General features: G+C 36.2%; 12 protein-coding genes. 1 reads left to right on the top strand and 11 read right to left on the bottom strand.

The features are described 5' to 3' along the window. Window positions 1-102: 102 nt before the first annotated feature. The 11 genes from tssD (MKS83_RS18635) to tssO (MKS83_RS18585) all read right to left on the bottom strand — a co-directional run bounded on the left by tssD (MKS83_RS18635) (window position 103) and on the right by tssO (MKS83_RS18585) (window position 14,174). Complete coding sequence (gene tssD, locus MKS83_RS18635; RefSeq protein WP_100378080.1) at window positions 103-507, bottom strand: type VI secretion system tube protein TssD; 405 nt, start codon at window positions 505-507, stop codon at window positions 103-105. Between the two features lie 206 nt (window positions 508-713). Then, on the bottom strand, window positions 714-1,568 hold the full coding sequence (locus MKS83_RS18630) for a lytic transglycosylase domain-containing protein (RefSeq protein ID WP_240580852.1): 855 nt from the start codon (window positions 1,566-1,568) through the stop codon (window positions 714-716). Between the two features lie 44 nt (window positions 1,569-1,612). Further along, window positions 1,613-4,108 carry an ATP-dependent Clp protease ATP-binding subunit gene (locus MKS83_RS18625; RefSeq protein WP_240580851.1) on the bottom strand — a complete coding sequence of 832 codons (2,496 nt, stop codon included), beginning with the start codon at window positions 4,106-4,108 and terminating at the stop codon, window positions 1,613-1,615. Window positions 4,109-4,234: 126 nt separating this feature from the next. Further along, the gene (locus MKS83_RS18620) at window positions 4,235-5,323 is read right to left on the bottom strand and encodes a DUF2931 family protein (RefSeq protein ID WP_410678908.1); all 1,089 of its coding nucleotides are present in this window, start codon (window positions 5,321-5,323) and stop codon (window positions 4,235-4,237) included. After that, window positions 5,316-6,950 carry a T6SS phospholipase effector Tle1-like catalytic domain-containing protein gene (locus tag MKS83_RS18615; protein WP_240580849.1) on the bottom strand — a complete coding sequence of 545 codons (1,635 nt, stop codon included), beginning with the start codon at window positions 6,948-6,950 and terminating at the stop codon, window positions 5,316-5,318. The genes MKS83_RS18620 and MKS83_RS18615 overlap by 8 nt, the downstream gene beginning before the upstream one ends. A 2-nt stretch (window positions 6,951-6,952) precedes the next feature. Then, window positions 6,953-8,887, bottom strand: a complete 1,935-nt coding sequence (locus MKS83_RS18610) for a type VI secretion system Vgr family protein (protein ID WP_240580848.1) — start codon at window positions 8,885-8,887, stop codon at window positions 6,953-6,955. Window positions 8,888-9,049: 162 nt separating this feature from the next. Then, a complete protein-coding gene (tssD, locus tag MKS83_RS18605; protein WP_185116788.1) occupies window positions 9,050-9,454 on the bottom strand; it encodes a type VI secretion system tube protein TssD in 405 nt (134 codons plus the stop codon). Window positions 9,455-9,671: 217 nt separating this feature from the next. Then, window positions 9,672-12,071 carry a type VI secretion system protein TssR domain-containing protein gene (gene tssR, locus MKS83_RS18600; protein ID WP_240580847.1) on the bottom strand — a complete coding sequence of 800 codons (2,400 nt, stop codon included), beginning with the start codon at window positions 12,069-12,071 and terminating at the stop codon, window positions 9,672-9,674. Window positions 12,072-12,124: 53 nt separating this feature from the next. After that, window positions 12,125-13,033 (bottom strand): PKD domain-containing protein, encoded by a 909-nt coding sequence (locus tag MKS83_RS18595; RefSeq protein ID WP_100378087.1) that lies wholly within the window; start codon window positions 13,031-13,033, stop codon window positions 12,125-12,127. A 62-nt stretch (window positions 13,034-13,095) separates the two neighbouring features. Beyond that, the gene (gene tssO, locus MKS83_RS18590; protein WP_100378088.1) at window positions 13,096-13,626 is read right to left on the bottom strand and encodes a type VI secretion system TssO; all 531 of its coding nucleotides are present in this window, start codon (window positions 13,624-13,626) and stop codon (window positions 13,096-13,098) included. Window positions 13,627-13,637: 11 nt separating this feature from the next. Beyond that, entirely contained in the window at window positions 13,638-14,174 is a 537-nt protein-coding gene (gene tssO, locus MKS83_RS18585) for a type VI secretion system TssO (RefSeq protein ID WP_100378089.1), read from the bottom strand. Between the two features lie 238 nt (window positions 14,175-14,412). Here tssO (MKS83_RS18585) and MKS83_RS18580 point away from each other — a divergent pair, with 238 nt between their 5' ends. Continuing rightward, complete coding sequence (locus tag MKS83_RS18580) at window positions 14,413-15,015, top strand: response regulator transcription factor (RefSeq protein ID WP_240580846.1); 603 nt, start codon at window positions 14,413-14,415, stop codon at window positions 15,013-15,015. Window positions 15,016-15,066 lie beyond the last annotated feature (51 nt).

The raw sequence follows: 15,066 nt of genomic DNA, 5'->3' as shown, positions 1-15,066 counted from the left end.
TTTTGCAATCTGAAACATCTTTATAGCATGAAAACAGAATAATCTGCGGGTTGGCAGACTATCCTGTTTCAGTTTAATTTTTTTAAGTGAATTAGTTGATTTTTAGCTTGATGGCCAAAGTCCTTCATAAGCAGAATTACCATAGTTGATCTTCTCTGCACTTACTACGAAACTGATGTACATAGAATTTTCATCTACGGCGTCAAAATCTACTTCGTGCTGAATCACATATCCGTTTTCCCAGTTCAAAGTAATCAGTGTTCCTTCTTCATGAGATTTGTTGAATGTAATTTCTCCGCTTGTAGGCTTATATTTTCCGTTCAGTAAGCTTTCAAGAATATCAGATTTTTCTGTTGCTTCTACTGTAAGTTTAATAATTGCGTTAGAAGGATCTGAAGCTACTCTTCCCGATACATCTGTTGATCTGGATACACTGTAGTTCAGCTTTAATAATTTTTGACCTTCTCCTCCATTGAATTTTAGAATTCCTCTTGAATTTAGTGCCATGTTCTGTAAATTTTAATCGTTAATATTTCGTGATTTGGTGATTTTGATATCTCAAAGATAGAACCATAATCGTCAATAAAAAAATTACAAAAGGGCTTTTTTAAATTTTGTAGTAATTCTACGATTTGATGTCGTAGTTTTACTACATGGTTTTTTCAAGAGAATGCAATACAGTTTAAAACACTGATTAACAGATTAAATCAATCCTATTTAACCTCTTTTAATGATCTGGATAATATTTTGTTTTTCCGCAAAAGGAAGTCGGGCATCAGATCCATAGGAAGATACAAGGTACTTTCTCCTTTGTTTTGAAGTTCATCTACAATTCCGGGATTCCATGCAAGAATTTTATTGATATCTATTTTAAGTTCGTCTGCAATGATATTCAGATTAAATCCGGCATTAATTTCGGTTTCGGATAAAGATCCGATATTTTTTCCACTTCCTCCATTTACAAAGAAAACTGTGTTGAGACGCGCATTGTTATAATCCGTCAATACACTTTGCAGCTCATCGGTAGCATAGCAAGCATTCAAATATTTGTTAACATGATTGATGGTCTCGTTAGGAAGAAACTTATAAAAAACATGATATTGGTTAGATCCTGCCGCAGACATCGCTTTTGCAATATTTCCTTCTCCACAATTATAGGCTGCGACTACCGTTACCCAATTGTTATACTTCTTATAAAGTTTTGACAAGGAAATTACAGCCGTTTTCGTACTCTTATAGATATCATTCCGGTTTTGTTCAGAAAGCCCGTATTGATTGGCATGCGCCGTCATAAATTGCCAGACTCCGACGGCTCCGGCTCCGGAAGCGATGTTTCTGTTAAAATGCGATTCTATTAGCGCAAGATTCCTCAAATGCTTTGGTAGTCCTTTCTGTGCCAGAGAGTTTTCTATAAAATCAACAATTTCTTTATTGGCATTAATAATATTTTTGTATCTCTTCACACTATTTTCCGAGGTATCTGAAGCAGAAAGGAACTGTCCGTTCACAACGCAGACAGATCCGAAAAGCAGTAAACCCGCAAAAATATTTTTGAAATTCATTTTCATTGCTAACAAATTAACCTTAAAACCTGAAATACTATTCCAGGGTATTATTCCACCTTCCAGTTCAGTTTTTCCTCTTCCTTATTCCAGTCGACATGAATCGTCTGCCCGGTTTTTACTTCTTCCCTCACGATCATCTTGGAAATCGGTCTTGCCAGCTGAGACCTGATCACTCCTGAGATCTGTCTTGCTCCATATTTACTGCTGAATCCTCCTAAAGCCAGATTTTTAACGGCTTCATCAGAAATTTTCAATGTCATTCCCAATCTAGTTAATGAAGCATGCAGTGATTTTAACTGAATTCTAAAGATTCTCTCGGCAATAGATTCTGTAATCGGTGCGAAAGGAATAATTTCGGTAATTCTTGCCAAAAACTCAGGTCTGAAGCGTCCCGAATTAGACATAATCTGCATTAATGAATTGGATTCCGGTATTTTACCTTCTTCAAATTGTTTCACAATTTCCTCGCTTCCGATATTGGAAGTAAATAAAATTAAAGCATTGCTGAAATCTCCTTCTTTACCAAGCTTATCATGCACTTTCCCTTCGTCCATGATTTGTAAGAATACGTCAAAAACAGAATGATGCGCTTTTTCTATTTCATCAAACAAAACTACCGTATAAGGCTGCTGCCTGATCTTATTCACCAGCATCCCTCCTTCTTCATACCCAACGTATCCCGGAGGCGCACCGTATAAAAGAGCTGCGGAATGTTCTTCTTTAAATTCGGACATATCGAAACGAACCATCGCTTTTTCATCATTGAAAAGCAGCTCTGCCATAGATTTTGCCAACTCTGTTTTTCCTGTTCCGGTAGGACCTAAAAGGAAGAATGAACCAATTGGTTGTCCCGGTTTGTTTAGTCCGCTCCGGTTTTCAACAATGGCATCTGAAAGAATTTTTAAAGCATGATCCTGTCCTACAACGCGATTCATCAAAAGAGATTCCATGTTTAAGAGTTTCTCTTTTTCCTGGGCCTGAATTTTTCCAATCGGAATACTAGTCTTAGCCGCCATTACTGCTGCCAATTCCAGACGGTCTACTTTTTCTCTTTTTACGGATGCGTGCTGTAAAAGTTCGGTATAAGTATTTTCAATGATCTTTTGGATTTGCTCAACAGGCATCGAATTGTCAATTTGAGGCTGCTCACTTAAAGATCCCCAAAGAATCGGACTGATTTTATCCCTTAATAAATTATAGGTCCAGATCAATTCATCTGCTTTATCTTTTTCATCAAAAAATTCTTCTTGCAGAATTTCATCGTATCTTACTTTCCAGCTTTCCAGCTCTTTTTCTGAAAGTTCGTCAAGCATTTTGATGGCTGCCATGGTTCTGTCCAGCAAATCAATTGCCGCATCCGGTAATTTTTTCCCTTTTGCATATCTTTTTGCCAAACGAACACATTCCGGAAGTGCGTTTTTTTCAACCTCAATTCCGTGGTGTTTTTTATAACCATCCAACAAAACGTCAATCATTTTAACGCATGTCTTTTCATCAGGCTCGTTGACGGTCAGCACTTCAAAACGGCGGTTGAAAGCCTGTTCCGGTTCGATAATTTTTCTGTATTCTTCCTGAGTTGTGGCTCCGATTACGGTAATTTCACCTCTTGCCAATTCCGGTTTCAGCAGATTCGCAACGTTTCCGATGCTTCCTTTCGGGTCCAAAAGGGTATGAATCTCATCAATAAAAAGAATGGCTTTTTCAATTTTTTTACATTCATTGATTACTTTTTTCAGACGGTCTTCAATCTCTCCTTTATAAGATGTTCCGGCTAATAATGCTCCGGTATCCAGTTCCAAAAGGGTTCCGTTTTTCAGCATATCAGGAACATTTCCTTTGGTAATTTCGATGGCAAAACCTTCTACTAAAGCCGTTTTTCCAACTCCCGGCTCCCCGATAATAATTACGTTCGGCTTACTTCTCCTGCAAAGAATCTCAACCAGCATCCTGAGCTCTTTATCTCTTCCGATAATGTTTTCCAGTTCACCTTTTCTCGCCTGAGCTGTTCTGTCTACACAATAGCTCTTAATAGACGGAAAAGAATTATCCGAATACTCTGATCCGTTTGAGAAAATAGAGGAAAAATTTCCATTTTCCGAACTTTCATAGGGGGTATCTTTTCTGTATAAATTGAAAATTTCGTGTTCTCTTAAAGGTAAAGATTTAAGTTGCTGTAAAGTAAATGCAACCTGTGGTTTTACGATAGCTGTGAGAATACAGATTGGGGTAATTTCGTCTAATCCTAATTTTAAACGGATATCATCGGCTTCTTCAACGATATTGTCCACCGATTCGTCTTCACCAACCTCATCAGGAAGGTGTGTGGTTTTAGGATAATCTTCAATTCTTACATCGGCCCACTCGTAGAAATATCCCGGATCTTTATCTATACTTTTCAAAAATTCATTAAGCCCGATATCTTTATGCATTAACGCCTGCAAAATATGAGGCGCTCCATAAGTTCCGTTATAATTTTCTCTCGCTATAGACTGTGCAATATGAAACAATTGTTTTACTGTTTCATTGGTTACTAGTACTCCCATTGATGTTCTTTTCTATATTAATAATTTGTGTTAGTGATTGGTTGGTGTTGTGAAGCAAAATTAAACAAGTTTATTTATACAATAAATTTATTCTGCTATTTATTTTAATTTTCAATTGTATTTTGACTATTTATAAGAGTCTTTGAACTTCAATACACTTTTATAAACACGCAGGCTGTCCGCTTTAAAAGGTGTATTATTAAGCAACAACTCAAAACTATTGTTATCCGGTGCTATTTTAAATTCTAATTGTTGCTGGACTCCAGTTTTTTTAAATACTTCATTAGCTGTTTCCCAATTAAAGAAAGCGCGTCCTTCAAAAGCTTCTCCTTTCCCCGTTTCCCAATAAAAATCAATTTCTTTTGGAACGGAACGTTCCGTAGCAGCCGGATTCTCTACCCAGGGACGAAGCATTGTTTCTCTTTCTCCATTATAATAATCCGTATCTATTCTGAACAGTTTAAATCCTTTATTGGCAGAAGTTACCTTTGGAGACCAGTTGTAACGAACTCTGTATTGCTTCCATTTTTCCGAAGATTCATTAGGAAGATAGTATTCTTTGGCTAACTCTTCAAAAAGCTCAGGATCAACGTGATATATCCTTTGGTATTTTTCTTTGTATTTTTTTATGTCTGCTTCGTTGGTGATACGCTCTGCCTGATATTCTCCCAGCTCTATTTGTGTTGGTCCGTAACCAAACCACACAACCACCATTCCTTTGGGTGCAAAACCGAAAATCAGGTCAGAAAACCTTTTATAAGCTATTTGATACTCATTATATTTTTGGTGAAAATCCGGTTCATCTCTACGGTTGATGAATTGCTTCATAGGAACTGAAGATTTAGACTCATCTATGGCATACGCTCTTTGAACCCAATCTTCTACTTTCTCTTTGGGAAAACTGGCCTTTAAATGATAAAATGCATTTTCTGAGTCTGCATAATAAATAATATCTGCTCCAATAGGTGTTCCTCCTTGATCGGTAAAACCTTTTCCTGACATCCCCCAACTTCCTGAAGAGCCTCCGTAAGGTAAATGCGCAGATATACCTTCAAGCGTAATTATAGAATCTTCAACAGGTGTAATTAAATGCTTATTATCAGAATGGGACAACTGTACATTATAAGAAGGGATTATCTTTTCTTTTTTCATATCCTGGCAATTAATCAGTTGAAATACACTCAACAAAAAAATGAAAATTTTATGTTTATCCATCTAAAATTGTTCTTTTACGTTCTGAAACTTTTTTCACCCCTGAAATTCTTGGTCCCATTCCGAAGGTATCCAAATTAGCAGACCAATGCAAATATTTATTTCGTATTGTTTTCAAATCGGTTTCGTTAACATTAAAATTCATATAGTTATAATTTTCCGATTTGTTTATATATTCTGAAGCTGAAATATTTACCCCTTCATTTGATTTTTTCACATATTCATTGCGTAAGTCATTACAGGCTTTAATATAGTTAAACAATTGTGAAGAAATAGCAAGTATATTGTTATCCGTAATATTATTTTTTTTTTCTTTTATTGCTAAATATTTTACATCAAACTGTTTAGAATACTCAAACATATAACTCAACGGGATTTTATCATAATGATTAGATAAGCTTCTTGTTCCCCACAATTCGTATTTGTAAGTAACATCATATCTACCCGGTTTAACTATTTTTTTGATTTTAATTTCATCCGGATAAAACCATCCTTCATCAATCAAAATAGTTCTGTACTTTTCACAATTTTCAACGGAATCGTGCTGTTCATAAATCAGTACATTTTCTTCTTCCCCATTCACATATCCTCCTCCGATATCCGAGTGGACTCCCGGTAAGGTAATTTGTAATCCCTTAATTCCTGAATCATTGATATTAGTAAGGCTGAAGTTTTCCCGAAATTCATTATCAGAGGCAATCTGGAAAATAAAAGTTCCGTGCTGTACCGCATTTAATCCCAATTGAACGGAATCATTCGGTACAAACCAATTTCCCCTGTGGTTAGCTCCATAAGAAGCTACAGTATCATACAACCCGACAAAATTAAACTGAATCTGATTTACTGATAATCCATATTTTAAAATACAGGCGCCAAAATACCCGTACTTTAGAAGATGAGAATCTGCTTTATCCTTCTCTATAATAAATCTTTGCTCTATATTTTGCTCTTTTTCAAGTTCTGATAATTCAAAAAAATCAGGTGGAAAAACATTTAAACCTCCTCCCAACATTTTTGTTGTATGAGGAGAATTTGTTGCTACATGCACAAAATGGCGCGCTGCTGCAGCTCCCCTGCTGAATCCATATACATTTACCCTAAGAATATTAATCGGTGTGGTTTTAAATTTATTTTTTAAAGCTTCAGCTCCTTTGATGCATCCTTTCGTAACTTTTGCTTTAATTCCTCTTTCATCGATTCCCATTCCTGCCCCTCTGATAGGGAGCCCCAATGTATCATTGTCAGACTTTCCGTCAACAGTTCCAATACCTTCTATATACCACGCTACCTGATTTTCTGCATCAGGATCTATTGCATCGTAACCACGAGCTACATTCGAATAGTCGTTCGCGTAACTTCCGGATTTCTTTTTACCTGACAATCCGGCTTCCGTATTGGTTTTATTATTGAGGGTACCATCAAAAAATAAGTTTAAGCTGACATCAATCGTATTGACGGGCTTATCATTGGGATGGATTTTTTGCGCTTCATTATAGCTTACTCCCGTGTCATTCCCTTTTTGTTGAACAGATATGGCACTATTGTGCACAATACCTTCTTTGGCAAAGGTTTTATAATCTCCTCCCGTTTGAGTAATGACTTTTCCTTCTACAAAATACTCGATGCTCATGATCAGTGATTTTTAGATTTCTCGCCACTATTGTTCTGAACTTCTTTTTCAGCATGATGCTCTACCTTTCCCTGGCTGCTTACCTCTACTCCTTTAAGGCTGGTTAATTTATGTTCTTTTTCACCATAAACTTCCATATCGCCTTTTACGTAATGGCTCATTTTTCCTACAACGTTAGTCATGAAATCTGCACCTGTGGTCACATATTTCATGGAGCCAACACTTTCAGTATGATTGGCCATAATGGTGTCCGATTTATTCATTCCAACACTGGTAGTCATATTTTCGCCAACATTGATATTCATATTCCTACAGTTCAATGTCATAGTTTCCGGGGCAGTAATGGTTATATTGCTTCCGGTAGTATCCAGATGAATTTCGTTCCCCGACTTGTCTGTAATGATAATGCTTTCGTCTTCCGTGAATATCACTTTATGACCGCTTCTCGTCTGAATCGATTTTACCCTATTGTCAGCTCCTCCTCCAAGACCAACCTGACCATGAAACATTCCTCCCATGACGAAGGGTCTGTCAGGATGATTGTGCACAAAATTGACCATCACCTGATCTCCAACTTCGGGAATTGCCACGTATCCTCGGTTTTGAGTAATGCGATCGGTTCCTCCTGCATCCGGGCTCATCATTCTGATAAAATGGGTAGTATCATTGGTTTGCCAGTCGAATCTTACCTGAACCCTTCCCTGTCCTTCCGGATCTGCATTTGAAATGACTGTTGCCGTTTGAGGTTCTGCTTTAGGAACCATAAACTCAGGCTTTGGTAAAAAGCCCGTATCTGAAGCAATTCCCACAAAACTTCCTGTATAACGACCAATTGTATCAATTTCATGAACTGTTTCGGTAATCATTATTTTGGTAAAGTAAGCTGTTTCATTAGTATCAGGCTTTCTCATTTGAATATCTACAATACATCCCGGATGAAGAAAAGGAACGGTAGTGGAACCTGACAAAGAAAATACATTAACAGCCTCGCTCCCCGAAGTACTTCTCTGGGAATGTTCCACATCAAGATGAGTAGATGCTTTAATAGGAGCTATCTGTAGCGCAGGAGTTTTGTAAATTGCATCATTATGTCCATATGCTATTTTTGCAAGATCACTGGTATGGGTTATTGGGGTAGTTCCTGAAGTAAGCTTTTCGTGACGGCTACTGTTATACCCATAGAATTCAGGTTTGATATGAACTGCCTTTAGTTCTACTTTAATATGATCCGCATTACTTCCGTACAGCAATTTTATCGGCTTATTTTGTGGAGGAAGCTTCCCGAAATGAAGAACTTCCCCGTCATAAAAGAATTGTTCACCATATGCTTCTGCCATTCTCGCCAGATAATTGTAATGCGTTTCATTATATTGGCTGCTGTAGACAATCTGTGAATAGTCATTGGTGTCAATTCTTACGTCGAACCTGTTTTTATCAAGGCCTTGTTTGATCACATTATCTGCAATGATTCCCATATTGACAGGCTGATTTCCTCCAAAACTCTGAATATGAGGAGCGCCATCTAGTAAAATAGTCGGGCTATGTCCTGTTAAAACAATATTTCCCAAGCTCATCTTTTCCTGACTGAAACCTACCCCTGTAATAACTCCTACAAAGGTTCTTTCAGGGCTATTTTCGATATCTTTATATGAAATAACAGCTGTAAGACGCTTTCCTAAAAGCTTGTTGGCATCTTCCAAAGCATGAGATTGACGGTTGCCAAAAGTATCGTGAGCTAATGTAAGAGCAAACTCATGATGACGAACTGCACTTTGAGTTAGCTTAAAATATTTATAGTATTTAATGACCTGACCTTCGATAACCAAAGATAATTTCACCAGACGGTTGATTCCCGAATGATGATTACCCGATACTCCATCCGCATTTTGAGTAGGACGGAAATACGCTTCTTGCGTATTTTCAGATGTAGTTGACATAATTTTGTGATTGTGGTAAGTTAAAGATAAAAAAAATATCCAAACTAAGGTTTCCATTAAAGCATTTTATCATATTAAAAAGCTTTAATAAAGATGGGTTCAGGCAAAAAAGACCGTCTTTATACGGACAGTCTTTACTTTGTGAATGCTGGTTCTATATGCTTAAGCTGATGGCCAAAGCCCTTCATAAGCAGAATTACCATAGTTGATCTTCTCTGCACTTACTACGAAACTGATGTACATAGAATTTTCATCTACCGCATCGAAATCTACTTCGTGCTGAATTACGTATCCGTTTTCCCAGTTCAAAGTAATTAATGTTCCTTCTTCGTGAGATTTGTTGAACGTAATTTCTCCGGTTGTAGGTTTGTATTTTCCGTTCAGTAAGCTTTCAAGAATATCAGATTTTTCTGTTGCTTCTACTGTAAGCTTAATAATTGCGTTAGAAGGGTCTGAAGCTACTCTTCCCGATACGTCTGTTGATCTGGATACGCTGTAGTTCAGCTTTAATAATTTTTGTCCTTCTCCTCCGTTGAATTTTAAAATTCCTCTTGAATTTAGTGCCATGATAATAAATTTTAATCGTTAATAATATTTTGTAACTCTGTGATTGTAAAACAAATATAAAACGGCATTTTTGATCTTAAAAATATTTATCTTCTTTTTTCATTTTTTGTAGTAATTCTACTATTTTGTGTCGTATTTCTACGACAAGTGTTTGTATCCAGATAAGTTAGACGTAAAAAAAGACTGCTCGATGGCAGTCTTTTTTCTATTTTATTTTTTAATGTTTAGTGTACTCAGGTGCTTCTACCGGAAGCATGGTTGGCATAAAGTATTCATTAAGCCAGTAGAAGGTCTGTCCGTTCTGCTGAATTTTCACTGCCGGATTATTTCTGTAAGTCAGCATTCTTTCAGCTAAATCTTTATAATATTTAAAATAAGTTCTTACTGATTCATTGACGATAATTTTGGATTTTTTCCAAGCTTTCAGTTTGTATTTGGACATTATTTCTTCTTCGGAATTATCAAAGCCCGTACTTACTCCTACTGCATAGGACATTGGTTTTTCATATAAATCTGATTTATCCAGAAACTTAATGGTAGGATTATATTTTTTCAACAGCCTGATATATTCATTGATCGCTTTTGACTGGTTAAAATCTGTTCTTTCAGCATTTGTCTTCTGATAAACCTCTGTGTAGAAAGCCTTTAAATTATCATATTCTGCTTCAGAAATCAAAATTCCTTTCTCCATTCCTTGTTTATAGTCTTTTAAATCTGAAGGAATATATCCTTTAACCAAAAACGGGTTTCCATAGTTCACCAATTGCGCTGCAATACCTGCAGAAACAGGATTCGTTAATCCCGGATACAAATATTTGTATTTCGCATCTACATCTGTTCTTCCGGCTCCTACGGATGAATGGAAGTGATCATTAAGTGATTTATCTATAGTTTCATTATCTAAAGTCACCTGAGCAATCAAACTATCCACTGCTTTTTTTAAGTAACCGGGAGTTGCAATATCCCCTTTTTTAGGAAAAATAACAAATCCTTGAGACATACTCTGCTTTGGATAATCCAGTGAAAAGAAACCTGTTTCACTTTCCACCAGGCTAAAATTATTCTTAGTCAGTACATCACTTTGGTTAATAATGTTTTGCTTCTTAAGTTCTGCTATGTTTTTAGCCGTATTGGTTACCACATTTTCAGACATTAACACAAAATCGTTGTAAGTATCTGATGATCTTGCGCTGGTCTGGAACATGATTAATCTAGCCTGCGCCTGGGTAATAGAATTAATTACCCCATACATATTCCCTCCCTGATTGGATGAGGTTCCGATTGTAATAATAATATTGGTTTCATCGGGACGGTCTGCAAGAAGACGACCTGCCGCCATAAGCCCCTCATTTACCGGCTGGTAACTGCTGGTGCTCGGGCAGTTCATTTCATTGCTTTTCTGATCAATAAACGAAGTTATCTTGCTATAATCGCTGCTCAGGCTTGAGGCTGCAACATTATCTCCACAGGTATTGTTTTTATACAAAACAGCACCATACTTCACAGAATTAAAATAAGAAGGTTTTTCAAATCTAAGCTGTAAATCTTGCAGTAAAGATTTTACAATCGGAGCATAAGGAGCATTGGAAGCACTTATATCCAGCGCAAAAACAATATTTATTCTTTTATTTCTTTCAGTAATTTCTCTATATCGGTCAAAAATTATACGCTCTCCCAATACATTGAAAACGTAGTTCTTACTGTAATCTAAAATATTAGTGAAATATTTTGTTTTGGAATCCGGAGTCGGAGCAGTATCTAAAGCCAGATTAACAGGGAAAATATTTTCCAGCGGAGTTCTTTTGTTTACATCCGTAAGCAAAATCGCCGTTCTGTTCTCTACATTGGATCCTCCGGGAGATCCTTCGTGAATCCCCAAAGTTGTTTCTGTAATTCCTGTAGGGTTTTTCATTTTAAGGGCCGATCTCTCGCCCCAAGCTGAAATCACATTAGAGCTTACCCATCCGTACAATCCTTGGTTTATACTATCTATGTCGATAGAAGGCTTCTTTCCTACTAAAAATCTTTTATTATTTTCTGCCTGCTTGTAAACATACACCATTTGCCCGTTTGGAATTTTCACATTCGCCTGCTCAATCAAACTAGGTGAGTTGAAAACCATAATGGAATCATTTTTATAGTACCTTTCAGCACTTCTTATCACATCACTGTTGCTCGGCACAACGGCAACTCTCACAGGATAGCCTGTTTTTTCGCTTTTTAACGAGTTGCTCCATAATAGCAATTCAGATTCCGGGATCCAGCCATAGGTTTTGATGGATTTTGATGAAACTTTTTTCATTAAGGCATCCGGAACATATTCCGCCACCTTTACCATTCCGTCTCTATGCTTTAAGACCATAAGCGGCTCCAGAAACTTCACTTCTTTGTATGATTTTTCATCACTTTTGTCCAGATATGCCGTATTTCTTGACCTGTCGGAAATCACAATCCACGGAACCGATTTTTTGGAAAACCCGTTAATCACAGGAGAGTTATCTATCTGACCGTAAAGCTCAGGTTCCGGTGTTTTTTTTGAAGGTAATTTTACCTGACAACTTGTAAGCAATACTGAAATACCTATATAATATGCTGCTAGAGGAAATTTATTTTTCATCCTAATTTTCTTTTATGATTGGTGTTGTGTTGTTCTTAGAAATGAACGATTATTTATTTACTTTGGGTAATATCAACTTTGGTTACACAAGATTGGGTATCATCAAAGTTCACTTTTACAGTCTGTATTACATTATTTTTATCAAACTGAAGACCTGCACAGTACATATAAAAATTATTCACCTTGCTGTCATTCACTTTCACTACTGTGTTTTCGTTGTTACAAAGATATTTTCTTAATAAATAATTGTAATGTGTATTAAAACTGTTTCCGTTGGCTATCTGCTGCAGATGATACTTAAAGTCATTATCCATTTTGGAATACATATCTTCAACCGTTACATCCTCCTGTAAAGCATCATAACCTGGAAGAATTTTGATGTGATGCAAAATCGGTTCTATATTTTCATCTGTAAATAAGGTAACGACATAATCTCCGGGTTTTTTATAAGAATAGGTAGCAAATTTTTCTTTTGAATCGATGTTTCCTGTTTCCCCGAATTTCCATGTAAATTGCTTCGCATCAGAAATCGCACGGAACTGAACATTTTCAAATACCATTGCCTGTGACTGAGCATCAATCGTTGTACGGATCTTTGCAGTGTCTTTGGGTTTGGCAACTTCTCTCGAGCGTACCATCACCGGAAATGACTTCGAATATTTGTTATCTATAATTAAGGTTACCTGGTAATATCCCGGTTTGTTATAAAAGTGAATGCCACTATTTTTGTCAGAAGTAGCTCCATCTCCGAAACTCCATCTTTTGGTCTTTGCAAACTGAGTTTTATCTTCAAATAGAAGGGTATCTCCTACCATTAATGTTGACGGATATACTAATCCTACTATATCATCATTTGAATGTATCACTTTTTTCTGCAGCCATAGAGCAACCAAAGCAGCTATAAGCAAGGTCGCAATAACCCCAATGATAATATTCTTCTTGTTCTTTTCAAAGTAGTTCATATTTAATATTGTGTTGTGTTTTTGATTTTGTATTTGTGTGGTGTGAGTGTATATAGTGAAACTTACTGAGTTCTCGCTTTGAGCTCATTGTTACGCTGAAAGAGCTGGTTTTTCTTCTCTCTAAACCCGATAGAGCAGTCTTCAAACTGCTTTTTGAACTTCTCGGTATCTTCTGTTACCGTAGCAATTGTTTTTTTATCATCAAAATACATTTTATAAAAAAGCGCGATTTGAGGATATGCATCTTTTCTGATATCTAACACCGGAGTTTCACCAGCATTATAATAATTGACCAAATCATTAATTCCATAAGTAATTTTAGTCTCTACAAAAGCTTCGGGCATTTCACTCGTCAAATGCTTGATCTGGTTATAGGTACTGTCCATTATTTTGAAACTATATTTCTGTTTCTGATCAAATTTTGCTTTTTCGTCTAGCTTCTGAATAGAAATAACATCCTCATCCGAAAAAGGAGATTGAAAATCTTTTAGAAAAAGAATTCCTAAAAATATAAGAGCCACCAAAAGCATCAGTATAAGATAAAAGAACTGATACTGCTTTTCTGTTTTGGATAATGAAATGTGTCCTTGCATATCTTTTTATTTTATCTTCGTCTTCTACTTCCCGTAAACTTTCTTGTAGGGTCTATTCTTAGTTTGTCATTCGCAATATCCACTTTGCCCATACATTCTTCGATATCTCTTCTTGCCATTTCCTTTTCATGTTCCACTTCTATTATTCGGGTTTTCAGATCAATCATACTTCCAATTTGATTAATGAGAATAGCATAATGCTTAAAATTCTGCGCACTGTCTTTCCCCATTACCTCTCTGGCAAGTTGTATGTTGCTTAAAATATTATTCCTTAGAAAAATGTCATTATCTACCTTATTGGCATCCAATTGCTCCATTTTCTGATAGATATCATCCATGTGATTTTTTAGAACATCACTTCTTTCCAGCAATTCCTGATAAGAGGCAACTTCTCTGTTGATACCCTCCCGTTGCTGATCGTAGCTTTTAAAAAAGAAAAAGACAGACATAAAAGATACGCCTGACAAGACCAGAAAAGATAGAACAAATTTCCAAATGCCTATCCTGACGTCTGATTGATTTAATTTTTTCTCCCTGTTCGAAGACATATTTTGTGATTTGTTTGGACGGTGAAATTATTAAAAAAAATAAAAATACACAAAAATTATTCTCAGAATCACTAATTAGAGAATATTAATTTTCTGTTTCGTTGGAATTTCATAAATTAGACCTCTTAAATTTTAAATATCAACACCAAATCGATATTGAAATATTAAAATGAACCAAATCTTAAATAAAAGAGTTCGCTTTTCAATAGCAGACAGTGATTTTTATTTTAAAAAAATAATGATCAAGACGCTTTTGGAAACGCCTTTCAACATGCTTATCAATGACTGTAACAATGGTCATGAGCTTATCAACAGAACGTATAGGCGGCAGGAAGACGTTTTCATCATAGAGCTGTTCATGCCCGTACTCAGCGGAATTGAAGCCATAAAATTTATCCGGAGAACCAATAATGAAACTCCTATCATTACGTATTCCGGGACGTATCAGGAAGACATTGCTGAAATCCTCTCCAAGATTCCTAATATATATTACTGCCAGAAAAACAGCAACATCATCAAAAATATCGTGAAAGGAAAAATTGCCGATAATAATTTTGATTATGATTCGTATTATCAGGAATGGCAAAAGCAGCCTCTTTTGGTGCAGGAATATATGAACCGACAAAAGAAAAGCCAGGAAGAGCTTTCTCCTACGGAAATTCAGCTTATGAAGTTCTGCTATGAAGGATTCAGTAATAAGGAAATTGGCGAAAAGCTCAATCTCAGCACAAGAACAATTGATACCTATATAAACCGTTTAACGGAAAAACTGGGACTAAAAACAAAGCTTCATCTGATAAGATTTTGTGTAGAAAACGGGTACTACAATTCCAGTACATAAGGATATCTTAATATATTAGTAACATAAAATAAACATACCCGCTTAATCAAT

Origin of the sequence: Chryseobacterium sp. Y16C (assembly GCF_022488405.1) — a bacterium.
Lineage (GTDB): Bacteria > Bacteroidota > Bacteroidia > Flavobacteriales > Weeksellaceae > Chryseobacterium > Chryseobacterium geocarposphaerae.
This window is presented reverse-complemented; position numbering and strand designations above follow the sequence as displayed.